Below are 24,636 nucleotides of genomic sequence, written 5' to 3' on the forward strand. Positions count from 1 at the left end.
GGGCCTGCGGCCAACCATGAAACAAAAACGCCGCCCAATGGGCGGCGATTTGGCATTTTCGGAGAAACCAGATTACTTGATCTTGGTTTCCTTGAATTCGACGTGCTTCTTGGCGACCGGGTCGTACTTGCGGAACGACAGCTTGTCGGTCTTGGTACGGCTGTTCTTGCTGGTCACGTAGAAGAAACCGGTGTCGGCGGTCGACAGAAGCTTGATCTTGATGTTTGCGGCTTTGGCCATGATCTCAGTCCGTTATGTTCGTGGGGTTTTGGCCGCTGGAGCACGGGAAAACACCCGGACGCGGGAAACTTGGCGCGACACATAAAGAACGTGCCTGGAAAGTCAAGCCCGGCAGTCCCTCGTTGGCCCAGCGGAGCCGGCCTATTGCTTCAAATCATGCGATTTCCGCCGCGGATACCGCAACCTTCTTCCAGTCTCCGGTCGAGTTCCACCAGCGATTCGGATTGGCGCGGTCGTCCAGCCCCTTGGAACGGCTGGCCAGGATCGGCTGAATGCGGATCACCGGCTCCTGGTAGGAGTGCGCCTGGAAAATCGCCTCGACGACGCGTGCGGCCAGCGCCTGGTCGTCGGGCAGTTCGAACGAAACCTCCACCGTGCCGGGGCGTCGCCGCAGTTCGGTTTCGGCGCCGGCGGCCGCACCGTCAAGCGGCCTGTAGCGTTCGATGCCATGCGCCGACTGATAGGCGTTGCGGTCATATTTGCCCATCGCCAGCGGCGCTATCGCCACCACCGCGTCCATGATGCGGTCGACGTCGGCGGCCGGCGCCTGGAAGGTCACGAGCAGGAGCAGTGTCATTCGCAACGAGGTGGTTTCAAAGCCGCTGTCGATCATCAAAGTATCCTCAACTTCAGGTGTTTTGAGGCAACCTTAGGGGCTGCTGACATGGTTCTGTCAGCAGCCTGTCATCGCACCACGCTGAAATACAGGACGCGCGTGGTGCCGCGCTACAGGAGGATCTTGCGGATCACCCGGACGCTGACCAGGGCGATGTAGGCGGCGAAGAACAGGCCGAGCGACCAGCCGAAACCGGACGGACCGAACACATCCATGCCGATGCCGATCGCTTGCGGGCCGAGCACCATGCCGACGCCGTAGCAGAGCACGAAGGCGGCGTTGGCGGATGCCAGTTCGTGGCCGGAAAGCTGCGAGCCGAGATGGGCAAGGCCGATCGTGTACATGGCAGCGACGACGCCGCCCCAGACGAACAGAAGTGCCGCCATCAGGTGCCAATTCTGCGCAAACAAGGGCATGAAGACCGTGCCGGCAAGGCCGACGGTGGCGCAGGCAATCAGCAGATAGCGGCGGTCGCTGACGCGGTCGCTGATCATGCCGATCGGGATCTGCAGCAGTACGTTGCCGAGGCCGATCATGGTCAGGAGAAGGGCTGCGTCGGCCTCGGAATAGCCGATGCGGTTGCCGTAGATCGGGAACAGCGCAAAGCCGCCGGTTTCGACAGCGCCGAACACCAGCACGGCGGCGGTCGCCGACGGCACCAGCCAGATGTAGCGCAGGAAATTGCTGGTTTCGCCGTCGGAGGAGATCGACGGGCTCTCGTTGCGCGCCGCCAGAACCGGTATGGCGGCCAGTGTCACCAAACCGATGATGACGCCGAACGGCCTGAAGCCGGAACTGCCGAGATGGGCGAACAGCCAGGGTCCGGCGGCAAAACCGAGCGACAAAACGGTGGCGTAAATGCCGAGGACAAGGCCTCGCCGGTGCGGCGGCGCCGAGGTGCTGATCCAGAATTCAGACAGAATGAACAGCACCGTCAGCGCTATATGCAGCACGATGCGCAGCGGAAACCACATCCAGAAATCCGGCGCGAAGTGAAAGCCGATGAAGGCCAGGGCGCCGGCGGCGATCATGGCGACCATGGTCCAGGCAACGCCGAAGCGCACCGCGAGCGGCGTGGCCAGCGGGGCACCGGCGATCGAGGCCAGGCCGGCGACAGCGGTGTTGAGGCCTATCATTGAAGCCGAATGGCCGCGCGTTTCGAGAATGACGCTAAGCAGCGGCATGCCGAGGCCGATGGCAATGCCGACGACGCTGATCGACGAGATGGCCGCCACCATCGGCAGCCAGTGTACGCGTTCGTCGCCCTGTGGTTGGGTATCGACCGTCATGGGATGTCTGAATACTCGATGTTCTACAGAATTTCGCGGGTGAAGTGGTTGCGGACAAGCCGGTAGAAGGGCACGGGACCGCCCGGACGCAACAGCGGATCATGGGCGAGGCGCTTTTCCAGTTCGTCCAGGATCATTCGGGTGATGTCGGGTATGTCAGCTTCCCTGGCCTTGGCCAGCGGCAGCCAGACCAGCTCTTCGAGTTCGTTGGTCGGACCGCCCCCCGGCAGTTCGACGGCGACATCGTCGCGCCAGGCGCTGAAAAAACGCGTGTCGAAGCGGCGCACCCGATTGGGCGGCGTGATGGCGCGCGCGACGAAACGCAGCATTTCGAGAGAGGGTTGCACCTCGTGCTCGGCAAAGCCCTGCCAATCGGGCCTGGAAGTGGCGAAAGCACCTTTGCGGCCGATCAGCAGCCCGGCTTCCTCATAGGTCTCGCGGATGGCCGACAAGGCGATGGCACGGGCCCGTGCGGCGCTTGTGCGGCCTGGCCCCGCGATCAACTTTGCTTCCTGCTCCGGATGCAATGCGGCAGCGACCGGGATGCGGCTGTCGGCAGGGTCGGTACGGCCACCGGGAAAGACGAATTTGCCTGGCATAAAGGCATGGCTGGCGTGACGGCGGCCCATCAAGACCTGCACCGCATCGCCCTCGCGGTCGAGCAGGATCAGGGTCGCCGCGTCGCGTGGGCGGATAGGCCGGTCGCTATGAGCGATCATGCTCCGCTCGATCCTGTCGACTTCCGCCTTGGCCATACCGTCCATGCGCAGGACCTAGCGGAAACTTCTGGCAAGCGAAAGTAGCCTTTCACGTCGGTATGTTGCACCAGCGAGTGTAGCCAACTTTGACCTAGACCCCGGGATGGGGCTCGATCACATCCTGCTCGCCACCGAATCCGTGCATATAGAACGCCCATTGCAGTCCGATGACGGCACCCTTTACCGGCTGCAGCAGCGCCACCGCCAAGATGATGGTCAGCGGTACCCAGATGGCGATGTGCTGCCAGGTGGACAGACTCGATGTCGCCTCGATGGCCATGAAGGCGCCGAGCACGATGTGGCCCACAATGACGATGACGAGATAGGCCGGAAGGTCATCGGCGCGATGGTGGTGCAGTTCCTCGCCGCAAACGCTGCATTTATCGACGGTCTTGGTGAAGGCGCGAAACAGCTTGCCTTCGCCGCAATGCGGGCAACGGCCGAGCATGCCGCGCTTCATCGCCGTCCACAGCGGACGGGCGGCCCGGCCCGAGTGATGTTCTCCGCCGAAAACCTGTTCTTCAATGGCTGTTGTCATCATCGTCTCCTGCCGCGCGAACCCGGTCGCGATTGCGACGCGCGGGCGCGGCCCTTGGCCTTGTGAAACGACCGCTTGGAGCCCGGTAAAGGCTTGGGGTCGGTCAACATCTCGAACCGCATCGCGCCGGCCATTGGTGCCACCTCGACGAGCCGGACCTCGACTCGGTCCGCGAGCTGGTAGCCTTTGCCCGAGCGTTCTCCGAACAGGGAGCGGGCCGCTTCGTCGTATATATAGTAATCGCCATTCAATGTTGACACCGGGATGAAACCATCCGCGCCATACTGCGGCAATTGGACAAATAGTCCCGATTTGGTGACGCCGGAGATGCGGGCGTCGAAGCGGTCGTCGACGCGCTCGGCGAGATAGGCGGCGATCAGCCGGTCGACGGTGTCGCGCTCGGCCGCCATTGCGCGCCGTTCCGTGCCTGAGATCAGCACTGAGACGTCTTCGAGCCGCGCTTCCTCGTCCTGCGTCAGCCCGCCTGGGCCAAGGCCGAGTGCGGCAATAAGTCCGCGATGCACGATCAGGTCGGCGTAACGGCGGATCGGCGAGGTGAAATGCGCGTAGCGCTTCAGGTTGAGGCCGAAATGGCTGATGTTCTTGGGCGAATATTCGGCCTGGCTCTGGGAGCGCAGCACCACTTCGTTGACCAGGCCTTCATTGTCGGCGCCGCGCACGCGCTCCAAGATGCCGTTGAACTGGCTTGGCCGCATCTGCGCGCCGCGCGCCAACGACAGGCCAAGCGTCTGCAGGAACTCGCGCAGCGATTCCTGCTTGGCCAGCGAAGGCGCGTCATGGACGCGGTAGACCAGAGCCTGCTTCTTCGCCTCCAGCGTCTCGGCGGCTGCGACATTGGCCTGGATCATGAATTCTTCGATCAGCTTGTGAGCATCGAGCCGGTCCGGCACGATCACGCGATCGACGGTGCCATCCGGTTTGAGCAGGATCTTGCGCTCCGGCAGGTCGAGTTCGAGCGGCTGGCGGCCGTCGCGGCCACGCTTCAGGATCGCATAGGCGTCCCACAGCGGCTTCAGCACGGTGTCGAGGATCGGACCGGTCTTGTCGTCCGGCACGCCGTCGATCGCGGCCTGCGCCTGTTGGTAGGCAAGTTTCGCCGCCGACTTCATCATGACGCGGTGGAAGGAGTGCCGGAGTTTGCGGCCATCGGCCGAAAAAACCATGCGCACGGCCAGCGCCGGCCGGTCCTGGCCTTCGCGCAGCGAGCAGAGATCGTTGGAGATGCGCTCGGGCAGCATCGGCACGACGCGATCCGGGAAGTAAACCGAATTGCCGCGTTTCAGCGCTTCGCGGTCGAGTGCCGTGCCATAGCGGACATAGGCGGCGACATCGGCGATGGCCACCGTGGCGACCACGCCGCCCGGGTTATTCTCGTCAAGGTCTGGTGTGGCGAAGACAGCGTCGTCATGGTCCTTGGCGTCGGCCGGATCGATGGTGACCAGCGGAAGGTCGCGCCAGTCCTCGCGGTGATCCATCGTCGCCGGCTTGACCGCTTCGGATTCGGCGATGACATCGGCCGGAAAGATATGCGGAATGTCGTGGGCATGGATGGCGATCATCGAGACCGCCTTTTCGCTGGTCAGCGAACCCAGCACGTTGAGCACCTTGGCTCTTGGCAGCCCATAGCGGGAGGCGCGCGCGGGCTCGACCTCGACCAGGTCGCCATTCCTGGCGCCGTTCTGGAACTCCTTGTCGACGATCAATTCGGGCTGGCGCCGTTCCACCGGCTCGATACGGAAGGTGCCGTCCTGCAGGATGCGAAAGACGCCGAGAACCGCATCGCTGCGCTTCTCGAAGATCTTCATCACCCGCCCGGTGTAGGCGGGGCCCGTCGCTTCGTTGGTCGGGAAGGTTTTGGCCAGCACGCGGTCGCCGATGCCAGGTGCCGGGCCATTGCCGCTGCGCGAGATCCGAATGGAGACAACCGGCGGCTCTCCCGTACTGACGGCTTCCGCCGGATGCGCCAGCAAAATGCCGTCGCCGTCGCGGCCAAAAATGTCGAGCACGGCGACGTGGGGCAGGGCGCCGACGCGGGCCAGTTGCTTGCGCTCCTTGGTCAGGACGCCTTCGTCCTGCAGGTCGCGCAAGATATCCTTCAGCCAGATGCGGTCGTCGCCGCGCAGCGCGAACGCCTTGGCGATGTCGCGTTTGCCGGCGCGATCGGGATTTTCGGCGATGTAGCGCAGGATTTCGTCACGGGACGGCCTATAGTCGTCCTTGACCTTGGCCCTCGTGTCGGCGGTGCGCGGATCGCCGTGGCTTCTACCGGTGATCCTGCGCGCCACGCTGTCCTACCCTTTTTTCTTCGCGGCCGGCTTCTTGGCCGCCGTTTTCTTGGCTGTTGTTTTCTTGGTTGCCGGGGCGTTGGCCGCTGCCGCCTTGCGGAACGGCTTCTTGCCGCCGCCGCCCTTGGCTTCCTTCTCGGCAATCAGCGCCAGCGCGTCCTCGACCGTCACCGATTGCGGATCCTTGCCCTTGGGCAGGGTGGCATTGACCTTGCCGAAATTCACGTAAGGCCCGTATTTGCCGTCACGCACGACAATCTTGCCGCCGCCGTCTGGATGATCACCAAGCTCCTTGAGAGCTGCCGGTGTGCCGCCATTGCGGCCGCCCTTGCCCTTCAACTGCTTCTCGGCGATCACCGACACGGCGCGGTTGAGCCCAATCGAGAACACGTCCTCGATGCTGTCGAGATTGGCGTAGGTGCCGTCATGCAGCACGAACGGGCCGTAGCGCCCGAGCCCGGCGGAGATCATCTTGCCGGATTCGGGATGCTGGCCGACATCACGCGGCAGCGACAGCAGGGCGAGCGCCTTCTCGTGGTCGACGGTTTCGGCCGTCCAGCCCTTGGGCAGGCTGGAACGCTTGGCTTCCTTGCCATCGCCACGCTGCAGATAGGGGCCGAAGCGGCCGCTGCGCAGCGTGATTTCCTCAGACGTATAGGGATCCTTGCCAATGACCTTGGTGCCGTCCTCGCCATTGCCGTTCTCGCCATTGGGATTGGCGGCGTCGCCGAGCTGGCGGGTGAAGGAGCATTCGGGATAGTTCGAGCAGCCGACAAAGGCGCCGAACTTGCCGAGCTTCAGCGACAGATTGCCGGTGCCGCATTTCGGGCAGATGCGGGGGTTGGAGCCGTCTTCTCGCGCGGGGAACACCAGCGGTGCCAGTTCCTCGTTGAGCGCATCGAGCACGTCGGTGACGCGCAACTCCTTGATGTCGGCGACGGCGCCGGAAAAGTCCTTCCAGAAATCGCGCAACACGTCCTTCCAGGCGAGCTTGCCGTCCGAGATCTCGTCGAGCTTTTCCTCGAGAGACGCGGTGAAGTCGTATTCGACATAGCGCTTGAAGAAGCTTTCGAGGAAGGCCGACAGCAATCGACCCTTGGCCTGCGGCACCAGCCGGCGCTTGTCGATGGTGACGTAATCGCGGTCCTCGAGCGTCTTCAGGATCGCCGTGTAGGTCGACGGCCGGCCGATGCCGAGCTCTTCCAGCTTCTTGATCAGCGAGGCTTCGGAGTAACGCGGCGGCGGCTCGGTGGTGTGCTGGGTGGCGTTGATCGCCTGGCGGGCAAGCTGCTCGCCGGCGCGGATCTCGGGCAGACGACGATTTTCCTCGTCTTCCGAATCGTCGTCCTTCTGGTCGGTGTAGGCGGCGATGAAGCCGTCGAAGCGAACGACCGAACCGATGGCGCGAAGCTCGGCGGTGCGGGCGCCATTGACCGCCTCGATCTCGGCTGTTGTGCGTTCGATCTCGGCCGGCTGCATCTGGCTGGCGATGGCGCGCTTCCAGATCAGTTCATAGAGCCTCATCTGGTCGGAATCGAGATATTGCCTGACCGATGCGGGGGTGCGCATGAAGTCCGTCGGACGGATCGCTTCGTGTGCTTCCTGCGCGTTCTTGGCCTTGGCGGTATATTGGCGCGGCTTTTCCGGCAGGTACTTGGGGCCGAATTCCTTGGCGATGGCGTCCCGGGCGGCCGAAATCGCCTCGGGCGCCATCTGCACGCCGTCGGTTCGCATATAGGTGATCAGGCCTGTGGTTTCGCCGCCGATCTCCATGCCTTCATAAAGGCGCTGCGCGACCTGCATGGTGCGGCTGGCCGAGAAGCCAAGGCCCGATGAGGCGGCTTGCTGCAGCGTCGAGGTGGTGAAGGGCGGACCGGGATTGCGCTTGGTGGGCTTGGCTTCCACCGACACCGCCTTGAAGGTCGCGCCTTCGAGCATCGACTTGATGTCGTCGGCCTGCGCCTTGTTGGAAATGTCGAGCTTTTGCAGCCTCTTGCGGTCGAAGGCGGTCAGCTTCGCTTCGAAATTCTCGTTGCGCGGCGTGCCGAGGAGGGCGGCGATCTGCCAGTATTCCTCGCGGATGAAGCGCTCGATCTCGGACTCTCGATCGCAGACCAGACGCAATGCGACAGACTGGACGCGGCCGGCCGAACGGGCGCCTGGCAGCTTGCGCCACAGAACCGGCGACAGCGTGAAGCCGACGAGATAGTCGAGCGCCCGGCGGGCGAGATAAGCATCGACCAGCGGCGCATCGATCTGGCGCGGATTGGCCATCGCCTCCAACACCGACGACTTGGTGATGGCGTTGAAGACGACGCGGCTGACCGGCTTGTCCTTCAGCGCGCGCTTCTGCTTCAGCACTTCCAGCACGTGCCAGGAAATCGCTTCGCCTTCACGATCCGGATCGGTGGCGAGGATCAGGCCGTCGGCATCCTTGACTGCCTTGGCGATGTCGGCAAGCCGCTTGCCCGAGGCGGTGTCGACCGCCCAGGACATGGCGAAATCCTCGTCCGGCCGCACCGATCCATCCTTGGCCGGCAAATCGCGGACATGGCCGAACGAGGCCAGAACTTTGTAGTTCTTGCCGAGGTATTTGTTGATTGTCTTCGCCTTGGCCGGCGATTCGACGACGACGACGTCCATGAGGTCTCATATCAGCTGTGATGCGGCAGAAGAATTCCGCTGCGCGCGACGAAATCTCGTTCTAGTTGCCGCTCACATGGCCGCGCTTTTGCATCCGGTCAAGGGGAAGCGCCCAAATTGCAGGGCTGTCCGCAGCAATACACTCTTAGAGTGTATGGAGAAAATCACAGAATTTTGGCTTCGGGAGATGGCGGTCCCGAGCCAGTGGAAACGACCCGATTCATTTTTCCACCGAGTTGACGAAAAGCTGGGATATCGCGGGGGTCGACGTCGTGACAGGCTGATTGATGCTGGCTGCCGGGCGCTTGGAAGGATATCCGGCGGCCAGCCAAGTCCCGCCAGCGGCAGGACTCGGATCGAGAAACTTAGTCGGCCTTGACGATGTGCCAGACCTCGCCGACACCGTCGCCGGTCACATCGCCGGCCTTCTTGTCCTTGATGAAGGTGTAGACCGGCTTGCCGTCATAGGCCCACATCTTGGTGCCGTCGGTACGGTCGACGATGCTCCACTCGTCGTCCGCCTTGGCGCCGGCCTCGGCTTTCAGCGGCGGCCAGTTGGTGGCACATTTGTCGTAGCAGTTGGTCTTGCCCTTCTCATCCTTGTCATAAGTATATAGCGTCATCCCGTTGGCGTCGGTGTAGATCTTGGTGCCATTGACCTCGGCTTCCTTCCACGCATCGGCGGCGAAGGATGCGGCGGTGCTCAGCAAAAGCGCGGCCAACCCGACTGTGATCGTTTTCATGGAAATCTCCCTGAGTGATCGAGAAGCGCGCGGAAAATCGCGGCCTCTCTGTGTCAACGCATCTGAGCGGCCGGTTCTTCCCGCAATTTTCTTGGCCAGGGCGACGACTTGCCACGCAATGGTGATTGGCAGACAGGCCTGCGCGTCGCTATATCAGCGCCAATACGTCGGAGCATCAGGAATGGCATTGGATATCGGCTATGTCAGCGCGATCGGGGCGGGAGCGATCTCGTTCCTGTCGCCTTGTGTGCTGCCGCTGGTGCCGCCTTACCTCTGTTACATGGCCGGCGTATCGGTCGACGATTTCCGTGGCGAGACTGGTGTGACGGCAAAGGCCGGGGCACGCGGCGCGCTGCTCTATTCGTCGCTTGCCTTCGTGCTTGGCTTCACGACCGTTTTTGTCGGGCTGGGTGCCGGCGCTTCAACGATTTGCCAGTTCCTGAGAAGCTGGCAGGAAGAACTGGCCTTCATCGCCGGAGCATTCATCATTCTTATGGGCCTGAATTTCCTGGGCATCATACGCATCCCATTGCTGTCGCGCGAGGCGCGCTTTCAGCCGCAGGGAAAACCCGCCAGCGCCGTTGCTGCCTACGTCATGGGCCTGGCCTTCGCCTTCGGCTGGACGCCGTGCATCGGCCCGGTGCTGGGGCCGATCCTGACGCTTGCTGGCGGCCGCGAAACCGTGGGCGAGGGCGCGCTGCTGCTCGCCGCATATTCGCTTGGGCTGGGCATTCCGTTCCTGATCGCGGCGCTGTTTTCCGGCGCCTTCATGCGCTTTCTCTCGAAATTCCGCGTCCATCTCGGTCGTGTCGAACAGGCCATCGGTGCACTGCTGGTCGTCGCAGGCGTGTTTTTCCTCACCGGTGGCGTACAGTCCGCATCCTACTGGCTGCTGGAGAATTTTCCGGGGCTGGGGCGGCTGGGGTAATCTCTTTGCCCAAATGCGAAATGCGCGCGCCGTGGGCCGCTGATTAAGAGCTAGCTGCTTTACGATCTGACCGGAATTTAACCGCATTGGTGCAGCATGGCGCCACTGCTATCCTGTTTTGATTCCCAACCCTTTTCATATGGTTGTCCGTCCATGAGCCAGAGATCCTGCCTGTCCGTCATTCTCGCCGCCGGCGAAGGCACGCGCATGAAGAGCGCGATCCCGAAGGTGCTGCACCAGATAGCCGGTCTGCCGATGGTCGCTCATGTGGTGAAGGCGGCGGAGGCCGCGGGTGCCAGCAGCCAGGCGCTGGTGATCGGCCATGGCGCCGACGAGATGCGCAAGGCCGCGGCAAAATTCGCGCCGAAGGCCGAGACCTTCGTGCAGGAAATGCGCCTCGGCACCGCGCATGCCGTGCTCGCAGCACGCGATGCGATATCAAAGGGTTACAACGATGTCCTGGTGATGTTTGGCGACACGCCTTTGATCGACGCCGACGCGCTCACAGTGGCGCGGCTGAAACTGGCCGAAGGTGCGGCCGTCGTGGTCATCGGTTTCCGCCCACCCAATCCGACCGGTTATGGCAGGCTCATCGAAAAGGGCGGCAAGCTGATCGCAGTCCGCGAGGAGAAGGACTGCAGTGCGGACGAAAGGAAGATCGGCTTCTGCAATGCCGGCATGATGGCAGTGGCCGGCAGCCGGGCGCTGGCGCTGCTCGACGCTGTCGGCAACAACAATGCCAAGGGCGAGTATTATCTTACCGACATCGTCGAGATTGCCAGCGCGCAGGGTCTCGATGTCGTTGCCACCGAAGCCAGCTTCGAGAGCGCGCTCGGTATCAACAACCGCGCCGAACTGGCGCAGGCCGAGGGCATCTGGCAGGCGCGCCGCCGCCATGACGCGATGCTGTCGGGCGTGACGCTGATTGCGCCGGAAACCGTGTATTTCTCGCACGATACCGAGATTGGCGCCGACACGATCGTCGAACCCAATGTCTGGTTCGGCCCAGGCGTGAAAATCGCCACCGGTGCCAAGATCCATGCCTTCAGCCATTTCGAAGGCGCCACGATCGCCTCGAATTGCGAGGTCGGGCCATTCGCTCGGCTGCGGCCGGGTGCTGACCTGAAGAACAAGGCCAAGGTCGGCAATTTCTGCGAAGTCAAGCAGGCGACCATCGAGGAGGGCGCCAAGGTCAACCACCTGACCTATATCGGCGATGCCCGCGTTGGCGCGGGCGCCAATATCGGCGCCGGCGCGATCACCTGCAATTACGACGGCTACTCGAAATTCTTCACCGACATCGGCGAGGGCGCCTTTGTCGGCTCGAATTCCTCGCTGGTGGCGCCTGTCAGCATCGGCAAGCGCGGCTATATCGCCTCCGGCAGCGTCATCACCGAAAGCGTGCCGGACGACGCGCTGGCCTTCGGCCGCGCCCGCCAGAAGACGATCCCGGGCAAGGCCAAGGAACTGCGCGAGCGTTTTGCTTCGGCCGCGGCCGCGAAGAAGAAGGCTGCAGGCGCCGACCATTAGCGGTTAGCCGGCCATGTCCTTGTCGATGGGGCGGTCACCTCGATCTTGCCGACGATGGCCTTGTTGAAATCATCGAGGTCTTCGGCGGGTATCCAGTATTCCAGATGTGCCTTGCTGCCTGCGTGCTCGACCCTGTAGCGGGTCGCCCGCACGGTCCAGTCGCGCGCGATCTGCACGGCGGACCGGATGGAAAATCGGCTGTTCGGGCAGGCGCGCCGGAAATGCCCGCGTATCCCGGAGCCTAGATGAGCTTCAGTTCTTCGGGCCCGACCGGGCGCCAGAGTGTAATGGTTGATATGGTTTCGTTCATGGTCGGAGCTTAGCCAAACATTTCCCGAACGGAAACCGAATGGCTCAAAAACCGAATGATTGCAGTAACCGGATTGCAAGAGCGGTCTGTCATGGTGCATGCGTGCAGAAGCGTTCCGTTACAAGGGACGAAATGCAACGTGACTTTCGCGGCGGACCGGCCATCCCTAAATAGTGCTGGTTTTCCATGGGGAATTGGGGGCTGTCTGCATGTGCGGTATCGTTGGAATTGTCGGCCACTCGCAGGTTGCGCCGCTCATCGTCGACGCGCTGAAGCGGCTCGAATATCGCGGCTATGACTCGGCTGGCGTCGCCACCATCGAACATGGGCAGCTTGCCCGCCGCCGAGCCGAAGGCAAGCTGATCAACCTTGAGCGCCGGCTCAAGGACGATCCGCTCGACGGCACGATCGGCATCGGCCACACGCGCTGGGCAACGCATGGTGTGCCCAACGAGACCAATGCGCATCCGCATTTTTCCGACGGCGTCGCCATCGTCCACAACGGCATCATCGAGAATTTCGCCGAACTGCGCGACGAGCTGATCCGCGATGGCTATTCTTTTTCATCGCAGACCGACACCGAGGTCGTCGCCCATCTGGTGGCGCGAGAACTGGCAAAGGGGTTGCAGCCGGTCGAGGCCGCGCACCAGGCGCTGAAGCGATTGGAAGGCGCCTTCGCGCTGGCCATCATGTTCAGGGGTGACGAGGACCTGATCGTCGGCGCCCGCAACGGCCCGCCGCTGGCTGTTGGCCATGGCGATGGCGAGATGTTCTTGGGCTCCGATGCCATCGCGCTCGCGCCGTTCACCAATTCGATCACCTATCTCGAAGATGGCGACTGGGCGGTGGTGCGCCGCGCAGGCGTTACGATCTTCGACATTGACGGCAGACAAGTCGATCGCAAGCGTCAGCAGTCGCTGTCGACCAGCTTCATGGTCGACAAGGGCAACCGGCGCCATTTCATGGAGAAGGAAATCCATGAACAGCCCGAGGTGATCTCGCACACGCTGGCGAACTATCTCGACTTTGTCGGCGGCGTGTCCAAGCCGCTCGACCTGCCTTTCGATTTCGCCAAGATCGACCGGCTGGCGATTTCGGCCTGCGGCACCGCCTATCTCGCCGGCCTGATCGGCAAGTACTGGTTCGAGCGCTACGCCCGTCTGCCGGTCGACATCGATGTCGCCTCGGAGTTCCGCTACCGCGAAATGCCGCTGTCGAAGAACGATGCTGCCTTCTTCATCTCGCAATCGGGCGAGACCGCCGACACACTGGCGTCGTTGCGCTACTGCCGCAAAGCGGGGATGAAGATCGGCGCGGTCGTCAATGTGCGCGAATCGACTATGGCGCGCGAATCCGACGTGGTGCTGCCGACGCTCGCCGGCCCGGAGATCGGTGTCGCCTCGACCAAGGCCTTCACATGCCAGCTTTCGGTGCTGGCATCGCTTGCCGTGCGCGCCGGCGTGGCGCGCGGCACGATTTCACGCGAGCAGGAAAAGACATTTGTGCGCGAGCTGTCGGAAGCGCCGCGCTATGCCAACCAGGTGCTGAAGCTCGACCATCAGATCGAAAAGATCGCGCGCGACCTCGCCCACTACAAGAACGTGCTTTATCTCGGCCGCGACACCAATTTCCCGCTGGCCATGGAAGGCGCGCTGAAACTCAAGGAAATCTCCTATATCCACGCCGAGGGCTATGCCGCGGGCGAACTGAAGCACGGCCCGATCGCCCTGATCGACGAGAACATGCCTGTCATCGTCATCGCGCCGCATGACCGCATTTTCGAAAAGACTGTGTCGAACATGCAGGAAGTGGCGGCGCGCGGCGGCAAGATCATCCTGATCACCGACAGCAAGGGTGCGGCACTTACGAGCGTCAAGACGATGGAGACGATCGTGCTGCCGGACGTGCCGGAAATCATTTCGCCGATCATCTATGCGCTGCCGATCCAGATGCTTGCCTATTTCACCGCCGTGTTCATGGGCACCGATGTCGACCAGCCGCGCAATCTGGCGAAATCGGTGACGGTGGAATAGGCGCCTCCAAAAACTTCGCAGTTCCAAAGCGCCTTCCGGTTCAGACCGAGTGATGGCATTTGCATCACAGCGGCTGTTTTTCTTTTTGAGCATGATCTTTTTCTGAAAACCGGTTCCCACTTTTCGGGATCATGCTCTAATGTTGCGCTGCAACCCGCGGCCCGGTGAACCATGTCCGACGCTCCCAAGACCTCCGGCATGACCCGGCTGAGGAACTATTTCCTCACGGGCTTCGTCGTCTGCGCTCCGCTGGCGATCACTGCTTACATTGCCTGGTCGTTCATCGGCTGGGTCGATTCGTGGGTAAAGCCCTATATTCCAGCCCGCTACAGTCCGGACAGCTACCTGCCGTTTCCGGTCCCGGGGTTCGGGCTGATCGTCGCGCTGATCCTGATCACGTTGATCGGTTTTCTGACGGCCAACATTGTCGGCCGCGCCATCGTCAACTTTGGCGAGCGGCTGCTTGGCCGCATGCCGCTGGTGCGCGGCATCTATGGCTCGCTGAAGCAGATTTTCGAGACCGTGCTGTCGAACAAGGGCGACATGTTTCGTCAGGTCGGGCTGGTCGAATATCCGCGCAAGGGCGTGTGGTCTCTGGTTTTCGTCGCCAGCGAGAAGGAAACCGAGATCAACCAGAAGCTCGATCAGGAAGGCGATCCGCTGATCGCCGTGTTCATGCCCTGCACGCCCAATCCGACCACCGGATTCCTGATGTATGTGCCGAAGTCCGACATCGTGCTGCTCGACATGACGATCGAAGATGGCGCCAAGCTGATCGTCTCGGCCGGACTGGTGGCGCCCGAGGTCAAGCAAATGGTCGTCGTGAACGGCGAGCCGATTAATGGAGAGCTTGCCAACCCGTCGGTTGCCGCCCTGGCTCAGCCGGCGCGCAGGAGCCGGACGGCTTCGTCGCGGCCGAACAAATAAAGCAACAGGCGCAACGCCTCGCCCCGCTCGGATTGCAGCTCAGGGTCGCGTGACAGGATCAGCCTGGCATCATCGCGGGCAGCCTCCAAAAGGTCGGCATGCGCCTCGATACGCGCCACCTGGAAACCAGGCGTGCCGGACTGGCGGGTGCCCAGCAGTTCGCCTTCGCCGCGCAGCTTCAGGTCCTCTTCGGCGATCAGGAAACCGTCCTCGGTCTCGCGCATCACCGACAGCCGGCGCTTTGCGGTCTCGCCGAGCGGGTCCTTGTAGAGCAGCACGCAGGAGGACTTGATGTCACCGCGCCCGACGCGGCCGCGCAACTGGTGCAACTGGGCGAGGCCAAAGCGCTCGGCATGCTCGATGACCATGACGGTGGCATCTGGCACGTCGACGCCGACCTCGATCACCGTGGTGGCGATCAGGATGCGTGTCTCGCCCTGCTTGAAGGCGCGCATCGCCTCGTCCTTGTCGGCGCCCTTCATGCGGCCGTGGACGAGACCGATGCGGTCCCCGAACAACGGTTTGAGAGAGGCAAAACGGTCCTCGGCCGACATCAGCTTGATCTCTTCGGATTCCTCGACCAGCGGACAGATCCAGTAGATCTTCTGGCCGCCGGCAACCGCGTCGACCATGCGGCCGACCAGTTCATCGAGTCGCTCGAGCGGCAGCGTTACGGTGCGGATCGGTTGCCGGCCGGCCGGTTTTTCCGTCAGCTTCGACACATCCATGTCGCCGAAGGCGGTCAATACCAGCGTGCGCGGGATCGGCGTGGCCGTCATCACCAGCATGTCAGGCGCATCGCCCTTGGCGGTGATGGCAAGCCGCTGATGGACGCCGAAGCGATGCTGCTCGTCGATGACGGCGAAGACCAGATCGTGGAATGTGACCGTCTCCTGGAACAGCGCGTGGGTGCCGACGACGATGTCGATCTCGCCGCTCGCCAGGCCGGCCAGCGTCTCGGTGCGCTCGCGACCTTTCTCGCGCCCCGTGAGGATAGCGATACGCAGCCCGACTTTGGCGGCAAGCGGCGCGATCGTCGCCAAATGCTGGCGCGCCAGGATTTCGGTCGGCGCCATCAGTGCTGCCTGGCCGCCGGCCTCGACCGCACGCGCCATGGCCAGCAGCGCGACGACCGTCTTGCCGGAGCCGACATCGCCTTGCAGGAGCCGGAGCATGCGCTCGGGATCGGCGAGATCGGCATTGATTTCGGCGAGCGCGAATTCCTGGCTGGCGGTCAGCGAATAGGGGAGTGCGGCGCGCAGTTTCTCGACGATGCTGCCGTCGCCGACCAGAGGACGGCCGGACAGGCGGCGGATTTTTGCCCGCACCAGCGCCAGCGAGACCTGGCCCGCCAGCAATTCGTCATAGGCAAGGCGTCGCCACGCGGCGCCATCGATGGCGACATCGATCGGGTCGGCCGGATTGTGGATGCGGGCGAGCGCATCGCCAAAGGGGGCAAAACTGTGCCGGCGCATGAAGGCGCCGTCCTGCCATTCGGCCAATACGGGCAAGCGCGCCAGTGCCTGGCCGATCGCCCGGCGCAGCACCTTGCCCGAGAGCCCGGCGGTGAGCGGATAGACCGGTTCGACGAGCGGCAGGTTTTCCGCTTCGCTGGCCAGCGCGATGTGGTCGGGGTGGACCATGGTCGGGCGGCCGTTGAACCATTCCATGCGGCCCGAGACCACGACATCTTCGCCTTCGGGCATTGCCTTTTCGAGATAGGAAGCATGGGCATGGAAGAAGGTCAGTGCGATCTCGCCGGTGTCGTCATGGGCGTAGACCCGGTAGGGCACCGACCTGTTGCCGCGCGGCGGCGGCTGGTGGCGGTCGATGCGCACCTCGAGTGTGACGATCGCGCCCTCGGGTGCGAGCGCGATGCCCGGCCGGTTGCGGCGGTCGATGACGGTATGCGGCAGCACGAACAGAAGGTCGCCGGCGCGTGCTGCGCGATCACCGAGATCGGCCGCAACCACTTTCTCGATCAGGGTGCCGACCTTCGGTCCGACGCCGGCCAGCGAGGTGATCGGGACAAACAGCGGATCGAGGATGGAAGGACGCATGATGTCAGCTTATGTCGCGACGGCTGCAGCGCAAGGCTGACAGCCCCTTCTATCCACGCTATATGCGCCGCAGCAAGTAAGGACGCGGCACAATGACCGGAACGACACGATCAAGCGAGGGGCTCGACGCCCACCGCCGCAAGCTTTTGTTTCGTTCCTGGCATCGCGGCATGCGCGAGATGGACCTGATCCTCGGCACCTTCGCCGACGCCCAGATCGGCGCCTTGACCGGCGAGGAAATCGACCAATATGAGCGGCTCCTCGACATTCCCGACACCGAATTCCTGCCCATGGTCACCGGCGAACGTCCGGTTCCCCGGGATGTCGATTGTGCCGTCCTGCAAAAGATCCTGGCTTTTCGCCACTCCATGACATTCTGAACACATGCAATTCCAGGAAAAGTGCGAAGCGGTTTTCCATCCGGAAATGCGACAGACAAGACAGTGATTTCATGAGCCTCATTCCCAAAATCGGCCTGCCGAAAGGCCGCGCCGGCCAGTTCATCGTCGACGGCGTCGCCGACGGCTACGAAGCCTTTGCGCTGGTGCAGGCGGCACTCGAGATCGCACCCGACAAGCCGGTGCTGTTCGTGGCGCGTGACGGCCAGCGCCTGCCGGCGATCATCGAAGCATTGTCCTTTGCGGCCCCCGGCCTTCCCGTCTTGGAACTGCCGGCCTGGGATTGCTTGCCCTATGACCGCGTCTCGCCCGGCTCGGATGCCGCCGCCAAGCGCCTCGATGCGCTGACCGCCATGATCGCGCTGGCGAAGAAGCCACACCGCGCCGTCATCCTCACCACCGCCAATGCGCTGCTGCAGCGTATTCCGCCGGCGGAACTGGTCGAGGCACAGACCTTTCATGCCAGGCCCGGCAACCAGATCGACATGAATGTGCTCATATCGCGGCTGGAAACGTCCGGTTTCGAGCGCGTGCCGACCGTGCGCGGCATCGGTGAGTTCGCCGTGCGCGGCGGCATCCTCGACCTCTTCGCCCCCGGCTGGACCGAAGCGCTCAGGCTCGACTTCTTTGGCGACACGCTTGAATCGATCCGGGTCTTTGACGCAGGCACCCAGCGCACCACCGGCCAGCGCAAGTCGATGGCGCTGCAGGCGATGAGCGAGGTGGCGCTGACGCCGGAAACCATCAGCCGCTTCCGCCGCTCCTATATCGAAGCCTTTGGCGCACCGCAGCGCGACGACGGGCTCTATGCTGCGGTCAGCGAGGGCAGGCGGTTCGCCGGCATGGAGCACTGGCTGCCGTTCTTCTACGAGCGGCTGGAAACCGTGTTCGACTATTTGCCTGACACGCCTGTTGTGTTTGATCATCTGGCGCATGAGGCGCTCGCCGAACGCCACACGCTGATCCTCGATCACTACGAGGCTCGCAAAAAGCAGGCCGACAGCGCGCTGAAGGATGCCGTGCCCTACAAGCCGGTGCCGCCGGACCTGCTCTATCTCTCGCCGGAAAACCTGATTGCCTCGCTCGGACCGCGCGAGGCGATCGACTTTACGCCCTTCGATGCGCCTGACGCTGGGGCGAAAAAGGTCTACCACGCCGGTTCGCGCCATGGCCGCAGCTTCGCTGGGGAACGCGCCGACCCCAGCATCAATGTCTTCGATATCGTCGTCAAACACATCGCCGACGAGCGCGCTGCGCGCCGTCGGGTCGTCATTGCCGGTTGGACCGAAGGCTCGCTCGACCGGCTTGGCCAGATCCTCAGCGAGCACCACCTCGGCAATCTCAAGCAGGTTGCCACGCTGGCGGAAGCCGAACAGCTCGAGCCGGGGCAGGCGGCTCTTGCCGTGCTGCCGCTGGAATCCGGTTTCGAGACCGAAGGACTGGTCGTCGTCGCCGAACAGGACATTCTCGGTGACCGGCTGATCCGGCGTTCGAAGCGCAAGAAACGGGCTTCCGACTTCATTGCCGAAGCTTCCGCACTGTCAGCCGGCGACATTGTCGTCCACGCCGACCACGGCATCGGCCGATTCATTGGCCTGCGCACCATCGAAGCGGTTGGCGCACCGCATGACTGCCTCGAAATCCACTATGCCGGCGATGACCGACTGTTCCTGCCGGTCGAGAACATCGAGCTCCTGTCGCGCTACGGCTCGGATTCGGCAGAGGCGACGCTGGACAAGCTTGGCGGCGGCGCCTGGCAGTCGCGCAAGGCGCGGCTGAAGAAACGCCTGCTCGACATGGCCGGGCAATTGATCCGCATCGCCGCCGAACGGCAGATGCGCGCCGCACCGGCGCTGGTGCCGGCGGAAGGTCTCTATGGCGAGTTCGCGGCCCGCTTCCCCTATGAGGAGACCGACGACCAGCAGACGGCGATCGACTCGGTTCGGGACGACCTTGCCGCCGGCAAGCCGATGGACCGGCTGATCTGCGGCGATGTCGGCTTCGGCAAGACCGAAGTGGCGCTGCGGGCGGCCTTCATCGCGGCTATGGAAGGCTTTCAGGTGGCGGTGGTGGTGCCGACAACATTGTTGTCGCGCCAGCATTTTAAGACCTTTTCGCAACGCTTTTCCGGCCTGCCGATCCGGGTTGCCCAGGCGTCGCGGCTGGTCGGTGCCAAGGAACTGGCCGAGACCAAGAAAGGCATCGCCGAGGGGCATGTCGATATCGTCGTCGGCACCCATGCGCTGCTTGGTGCCTCGATCTCGTTCAAGAGCCTTGGTCTTTTGATCATCGACGAGGAACAGCACTTTGGCGTCAAGCACAAGGAACGGCTGAAGGATCTGAAGACCGATGTGCACGTGCTGACGCTGTCGGCGACGCCGATCCCGCGCACGCTGCAACTGGCGCTGACCGGGGTGCGCGAGCTGTCGCTGATTGCCACGCCGCCGGTCGACCGCATGGCGGTGCGCACCTTTATCTCGCCCTTCGATCCGCTGGTGATTCGTGAAACGCTGCTCAGGGAACGCTATCGCGGCGGTCACTCCTTCTACGTCGTTCCGCGTATCAGCGATCTGGCGGAAATCCAGGATTTCCTGAGAGAATCCGTGCCGGAGCTGAAAGTAGCCGTGGCCCATGGCCAGATGCCGCCGGGCGAACTCGATGACATCATGAATGCGTTCTACGACGGCCAGTACGATGTGCTTCTGTCGACAACCATCGTCGAATCCGGCCTCGACATCCCGACCGCCAACACGCTGATCATCCATCGCGCCGACATGTTCGGCCTGTCGCAACTCTACCAGCTGCGCGGCCGCGTCGGCCGCTCGAAGGTGCGCGCCTACGCGCTGTTCACGCTTCCGGCCAACCGCAAGCTGACCGACACAGCCGAGCGCCGGCTGAAGGTGCTGCAGTCGCTCGACACGCTGGGCGCCGGCTTCCAGCTGGCCAGCCACGACCTCGATATCAGAGGCGCCGGCAATCTTCTGGGTGAAGAGCAGTCCGGCCACATCAAGGAGGTCGGTTTCGAGCTTTACCAGCAAATGCTGGAAGAGGCCGTCGCCGAGGTGAAGGATTCCGGCGAAGTGCAGGATGGCGGCTGGTCGCCGCAGATCGCCGTCGGCACGGCGGTGATGATCCCGGAAAGCTATGTTCCGGACCTGCAGCTCAGGCTGGCGCTCTATCGCCGCCTCGGCGACCTCGAAAACACCGAGGAAATCGACGCTTTCGGAGCCGAACTGATCGACCGCTTCGGCCCGCTACCGGACGAGGTGAAGCATCTCTTGAAGATCGTCTTCATCAAAGCGCTCTGCCGCAGGGCCAATGTGGAAAAGCTCGACGCCGGTCCGAAGGGCGTCGTCATCCATTTCCGCAAACGCGAATTCTCCAACCCGGTCGGCCTGGTCCAATTCATCGGCGAGCAGGGTTCGCTGGCCAAGATCAGACCCGACCACAGCGTCGTGTTCGTGCGCGACTGGCCGACGGCCGAGAAGCGGCTGGCGGGTTCGGCGGTCGTCATGACGCAGTTGGCGCGGCTGGTGGCGGCTTAGGGCGGGGATAGGGACACCGGCTGGCCGGGCTCCGCCATTCGCCACGCGGCCAAATCCGGTCTAGAATAGGAAATCGGCTTGGTGTATGGAGCCGCGATCCCCATTTGGGGCGGATTGGCGGGCGATGGCGCGCGCCTGATTTATTGACGCGATTCCGGACGGAAAACCGTTTCACACTTTTCCTGGGATTGCTCGGAAAGAGCGTTGGGTGCAGCGATGACAAAATGGTCGCCGAATTCGTGGAGAGCAAAGCCGATCAAGCAGGTTCCTGCATATCCGGACCTTGCCGCGCTGAAGAACACGGAAGCCCAGCTCGCAACCTTTCCGCCGCTGGTTTTTGCAGGTGAGGCGCGCAAGCTGAAGAAGCAGCTTGCAGCGGTCGCTGCCGGTGACGCATTCCTTCTGCAGGGCGGCGATTGCGCCGAAAGTTTTGCCGAACATGGCGCGGACAACATCCGCGACTTCTTCCGCGTCTTCCTTCAGATGTCGGTGGTGCTGACCTTCGCCGGCGCGCAGCCGGTGGTGAAGGTCGGCCGTGTTGCCGGCCAGTTCGCCAAGCCGCGCTCGTCCGATAACGAGACCAAGGGCGATGTGACGCTGCCCAGCTATCGCGGCGACATCATCAACGGCATCGAGTTCGATGCCAAGTCGCGCATTCCGGATCCTGCCCGCCAGGAAATGGCGTACCGCCAGTCGGCGGCAACGCTCAACCTACTGCGCGCCTTCGCACAGGGCGGCTATGCCAGCCTGGAGAATGTGCATAGCTGGATGCTCGGCTTCGTGTCCGACAGCCCGCAAGGCGAGAAGTACGGTGAGCTCGCCAACCGCATCACCGAGACTATGGACTTCATGAAGGCCGTCGGCATCACCTCGGAAACCAATTACGCGCTGCGCGAGACCGATTTCTACACCAGCCACGAGGCGCTGCTGCTCGGCTACGAGGAGGCGTTGACCCGCGTCGATTCGACCTCCGGCGACTGGTACGCCACGTCAGGTCATATGATCTGGATCGGCGATCGCACCCGCCAACCCGACCATGCGCATGTCGAATATTGCCGCGGCATCAAGAACCCGCTTGGCCTGAAATGCGGCCCGTCGCTGACGCCGGATGGGTTGCTGGAACTGATCGACCTGCTCAACCCCGAAAACGAGCCGGGCCGGCTGACGCTGATCGCACGCTTCGGCTCCGACAAGGTCGCCGACCATCTGCCGAAGCTGGTGCGCGCGGTGCAGAAGGAAGGCAGCAGCGTGGTGTGGTCGTCCGACCCGATGCACGGCAACACGATCGAAGCCGCCGGCTACAAGACTCGGCCGTTCGACCGCATCCTGAAGGAAGTGCAGACCTTCTTCGAGGTGCACCGTGCCGAAGGCACGCATCCGGGCGGCATCCATGTCGAGATGACCGGCAAGAACGTGACAGAATGCACCGGTGGCGCGCGCGCCATCACCGCCGAGGAGTTGCAGGACCGCTACCACACCCATTGCGACCCACGCCTCAACGCCGACCAGGCGATCGAACTGGCCTTCCTGGTCTCGGACCTGTTGAAGAAGAGCCACCCGGTGCAGCACAAGCAGGCCGTTAACGGCTGAGCTTGATTTCGGCCTGACGTCGACAGAAAAAGCGCTAGAGAGATCCGGCGCTTTTTTTCAGCCAGTTGAGTGACTGCGTTCCCGGCGCAGGCCAACGAGACGGGGATCGGCAAACGCCGTCCTCGAAAGCTCAATGCGCTTTTCCGTGGGTGCAAAACAATCCGTGGCGGCGATGGACGAGGGGACGCTCAGTCCTTCTTGTAGAGCAGCCAGCTCTTGCCGGCGCGGCCGGCCATCGTCGAATGCTTGGTCACCCGGTTGCGCCCGCTGACCTTGGAGCGATAGAGCGCCCGGTCGGCCTTGGTGTAGAGGTCCTCGGGGCCTTCCGCCTCGGATGCCATGCAGATGCCCATCGAGACGGTGACTGTGCCGTAGTTCGCGCCGGTCTGGCTGCTGGTGAACGGCGTCTGCTCGATCAGGGCGCGAATACGCTCGGCAATCTCGTAGGTTGCGTCCTCGCTGGCGCCCTCGATGATCAGTGCGAACTCTTCGCCGCCGGTGCGGGCGACAAACATGTCGCCGCGAATGCTGGTCTGGAAAATGTCGGCAATAATCTGGATGATCTTGTCGCCGACCGGGTGACCGTAGCGATCGTTGATGTCCTTGAAGCGATCGATGTCAGCAAGGATCAGGGCGTTGAACAGGATGCCCTTGTTGCTGTTGTAGATCCGGGTGATTTCCTTGTCGAAAGCGCGGCGATTCCAGATATGGGTCAACGGATCGGTGTCGGCCAGCCGCTTGTATTCCTCGAGCTTCGACTTGACGCTCTCGAGCTCGGCCGTCTTGTCGCTCAGCGTCGAGGCCACCTGCCGGCCGTGATCGATCGTCGAATTGGTGGCAGTCGCCATGGCGTTGGCGATCTTCTGCAAAAGATCCTGCGAGAGCAGGCTGCGGTTGCTGAGGCCATTCGATGTCTCATCGAGGATCCTGCCGTATTTTTCGATGTGGCTGCGCTCACTCCTCAACAGCGAGGCGACCTCTTCGAGCTCCCTGGCAATGACGTCTCTGGCATGCTCGACGATGCCGGGACCGTGGTTATGGGCAAAGAAGGCGCGGCCGATCTGGTCCAGTTCATCCTGTGTCGGCCGGTTGCTCAGCGAAACGACCGCGAGGCTGAGTTCGCGATTGGTGCCGCTCAGTGCCTCATAGAAAATCTCGTAGTTGCGCGGCAGGCCGAGCACGCCCAACTGGCGCATTGTGGCGACAACAGTGGCAGCTATATCGGCGCTTCGTTCGGTCGGGACGGCTGCGGGCTGCATGTCGTGATCACTCTTCCCCTCGGATCCCCGCAGCAGAACTTGCAGGTTCCATTTGTCGCCGGCCGGGGGAAGGCAACCCGATGATCCAGAACAACTTGCGAACAGACGCGTCCCCACCTGCGACGTTCGCTCGCCATGACCATAAATGCGGGAGCGCTAAAGTTTCCTTAATTCCCTGAGGTCCCACAGTTTTTTCTCTCTCTGAGGCTGTAGAAGCATCAATCTACGCACCAACAATCCGGGATGAACGCCAGTTCAACCGAGATGACGCCGGTTTGGTGGCTTTGAATGCGGAACTCGCGCATCATGCTGCTAACAATGAAACTGAATTTCGGTTTCGCCACACCAGCAAATGTCGCATTTGCTTGCGTGCGGCCGTTGCAAAGCTGGAATCCTGACAAAGATGCTCGATGCCAGGCAGAGTTTCTTCAAGGAGGACCGAAGTGAGTGACAGTCACCTGGGATCATGTCTGTGCGGAGCGGTCCGCTTCAGAACACGAGGAGCGCTGCGCGGCGTCGTCTATTGTCATTGCTCGCAATGCAGGAAGCAGAGCGGACATTTCTACGCCGCGACCAATGTCGCAAACGCCGACATCGCGATCGAGGGCGGGGAAAGCATTACCTGGTACGAAGCGTCTTCCTTCGCGAGGCGCGGTTTTTGCAAGGCATGCGGGTCGGTGCTGTTCTGGAAGCCACGAGACCAGGACTACATTTCGGTCATGGCCGGATCGTTCGACAGTCCGACGGGCCTTGAGGGCGAATGCCATATCTTCGTCGCTGACAAGGGCGACTATTATTCGATCGACGACGGGCTGCCGCAGTTTGAAAAGTCGACACCGTCCATACCTGTCGCTGAATGAATCTTGGACAAGTCACCTTATTTCATTGATCTGGCCAGCCATTGCATTATCCCGTCCCGGTGA

At 62.7% G+C, this 24,636-nt stretch carries 18 protein-coding genes and 1 pseudogene; 8 read left to right on the forward strand and 11 right to left on the reverse strand.

The genetic code is table 11. The annotated features are described in order from the left end of the window. Nucleotides 1-72: 72 nt before the first annotated feature. The 8 genes from rpmG to AC1RZR_RS20170 form a co-directional block, all read right to left on the reverse strand. Nucleotides 73-240, reverse strand: a complete 168-nt coding sequence (gene rpmG / locus AC1RZR_RS20135) for a 50S ribosomal protein L33 (RefSeq protein WP_006201775.1) — start codon at nucleotides 238-240, stop codon at nucleotides 73-75. A gap of 154 nt (nucleotides 241-394) precedes the next feature. Continuing rightward, on the reverse strand, nucleotides 395-853 hold the full coding sequence (locus AC1RZR_RS20140; protein ID WP_481825730.1) for a YqfO family protein: 459 nt from the start codon (nucleotides 851-853) through the stop codon (nucleotides 395-397). Between the two features lie 113 nt (nucleotides 854-966). Further along, nucleotides 967-2,145: an MFS transporter gene (locus AC1RZR_RS20145; RefSeq protein WP_481825731.1), complete on the reverse strand. Its 1,179-nt coding sequence runs from the start codon at nucleotides 2,143-2,145 to the stop codon at nucleotides 967-969. Between the two features lie 23 nt (nucleotides 2,146-2,168). Then, a complete protein-coding gene (locus AC1RZR_RS20150; RefSeq protein ID WP_481825732.1) occupies nucleotides 2,169-2,909 on the reverse strand; it encodes an NUDIX hydrolase in 741 nt (246 codons plus the stop codon). A gap of 85 nt (nucleotides 2,910-2,994) precedes the next feature. After that, nucleotides 2,995-3,441 (reverse strand): DUF983 domain-containing protein, encoded by a 447-nt coding sequence (locus tag AC1RZR_RS20155; RefSeq protein ID WP_481825733.1) that lies wholly within the window; start codon nucleotides 3,439-3,441, stop codon nucleotides 2,995-2,997. Continuing rightward, on the reverse strand, nucleotides 3,441-5,747 hold the full coding sequence (rnr, locus tag AC1RZR_RS20160) for a ribonuclease R (protein ID WP_481825734.1): 2,307 nt from the start codon (nucleotides 5,745-5,747) through the stop codon (nucleotides 3,441-3,443). The genes AC1RZR_RS20155 and rnr overlap by 1 nt, the downstream gene beginning before the upstream one ends. A 6-nt stretch (nucleotides 5,748-5,753) precedes the next feature. After that, nucleotides 5,754-8,390, reverse strand: coding sequence for a type I DNA topoisomerase (gene topA / locus AC1RZR_RS20165; RefSeq protein ID WP_481825735.1), 2,637 nt, complete (start codon nucleotides 8,388-8,390; stop codon nucleotides 5,754-5,756). A gap of 365 nt (nucleotides 8,391-8,755) precedes the next feature. Next, nucleotides 8,756-9,133 carry a COG4315 family predicted lipoprotein gene (locus AC1RZR_RS20170; RefSeq protein ID WP_477277318.1) on the reverse strand — a complete coding sequence of 126 codons (378 nt, stop codon included), beginning with the start codon at nucleotides 9,131-9,133 and terminating at the stop codon, nucleotides 8,756-8,758. Nucleotides 9,134-9,314: 181 nt separating this feature from the next. Here AC1RZR_RS20170 and AC1RZR_RS20175 point away from each other — a divergent pair, with 181 nt between their 5' ends. Then, nucleotides 9,315-10,061, forward strand: coding sequence for a cytochrome c biogenesis CcdA family protein (locus AC1RZR_RS20175; protein WP_481825736.1), 747 nt, complete (start codon nucleotides 9,315-9,317; stop codon nucleotides 10,059-10,061). Between the two features lie 153 nt (nucleotides 10,062-10,214). After that, a complete protein-coding gene (gene glmU / locus AC1RZR_RS20180) occupies nucleotides 10,215-11,591 on the forward strand; it encodes a bifunctional UDP-N-acetylglucosamine diphosphorylase/glucosamine-1-phosphate N-acetyltransferase GlmU (RefSeq protein WP_481825737.1) in 1,377 nt (458 codons plus the stop codon). Here the strand turns inward: glmU and AC1RZR_RS20185 are convergent. Continuing rightward, nucleotides 11,588-11,901, reverse strand: a pseudogene (locus AC1RZR_RS20185) (ADP-ribosylation/crystallin J1). The gene glmU and the pseudogene AC1RZR_RS20185 overlap by 4 nt on opposite strands. 209 nt (nucleotides 11,902-12,110) lie before the next feature. Between AC1RZR_RS20185 and glmS the strand changes: the two are divergent. Together glmS and AC1RZR_RS20195 are read left to right on the forward strand one after the other, a co-directional pair. Further along, nucleotides 12,111-13,934, forward strand: coding sequence for a glutamine--fructose-6-phosphate transaminase (isomerizing) (glmS, locus tag AC1RZR_RS20190; protein ID WP_481825738.1), 1,824 nt, complete (start codon nucleotides 12,111-12,113; stop codon nucleotides 13,932-13,934). A 171-nt stretch (nucleotides 13,935-14,105) separates the two neighbouring features. Beyond that, the gene (locus AC1RZR_RS20195) at nucleotides 14,106-14,861 is read left to right on the forward strand and encodes a DUF502 domain-containing protein (protein ID WP_477277311.1); all 756 of its coding nucleotides are present in this window, start codon (nucleotides 14,106-14,108) and stop codon (nucleotides 14,859-14,861) included. Here the strand turns inward: AC1RZR_RS20195 and recG are convergent. Next, complete coding sequence (gene recG / locus AC1RZR_RS20200; protein WP_477277309.1) at nucleotides 14,813-16,921, reverse strand: ATP-dependent DNA helicase RecG; 2,109 nt, start codon at nucleotides 16,919-16,921, stop codon at nucleotides 14,813-14,815. The genes AC1RZR_RS20195 and recG overlap by 49 nt on opposite strands. Before the next feature lie 92 nt (nucleotides 16,922-17,013). On the opposite strand from recG, the gene AC1RZR_RS20205 reads away from it, so the two are divergent. From AC1RZR_RS20205 to AC1RZR_RS20215, 3 genes are all read left to right on the forward strand, one after another. After that, nucleotides 17,014-17,301, forward strand: coding sequence for a succinate dehydrogenase assembly factor 2 (locus AC1RZR_RS20205; RefSeq protein ID WP_477277307.1), 288 nt, complete (start codon nucleotides 17,014-17,016; stop codon nucleotides 17,299-17,301). 71 nt (nucleotides 17,302-17,372) lie between these two features. After that, entirely contained in the window at nucleotides 17,373-20,864 is a 3,492-nt protein-coding gene (gene mfd / locus AC1RZR_RS20210; protein ID WP_481825739.1) for a transcription-repair coupling factor, read from the forward strand. Between the two features lie 216 nt (nucleotides 20,865-21,080). Beyond that, nucleotides 21,081-22,454: a class II 3-deoxy-7-phosphoheptulonate synthase gene (locus AC1RZR_RS20215; protein WP_481825740.1), complete on the forward strand. Its 1,374-nt coding sequence runs from the start codon at nucleotides 21,081-21,083 to the stop codon at nucleotides 22,452-22,454. Nucleotides 22,455-22,642: 188 nt separating this feature from the next. Here the strand turns inward: AC1RZR_RS20215 and AC1RZR_RS20220 are convergent, their stop codons facing one another. Then, on the reverse strand, nucleotides 22,643-23,713 hold the full coding sequence (locus tag AC1RZR_RS20220; protein WP_481825741.1) for a GGDEF domain-containing protein: 1,071 nt from the start codon (nucleotides 23,711-23,713) through the stop codon (nucleotides 22,643-22,645). Between the two features lie 443 nt (nucleotides 23,714-24,156). On the opposite strand from AC1RZR_RS20220, the gene AC1RZR_RS20225 reads away from it, so the two are divergent. Continuing rightward, a complete protein-coding gene (locus AC1RZR_RS20225) occupies nucleotides 24,157-24,573 on the forward strand; it encodes a GFA family protein (RefSeq protein ID WP_481825742.1) in 417 nt (138 codons plus the stop codon). Nucleotides 24,574-24,636: the final 63 nt, after the last annotated feature.

The organism is Mesorhizobium bavaricum (genome assembly GCF_056781655.1).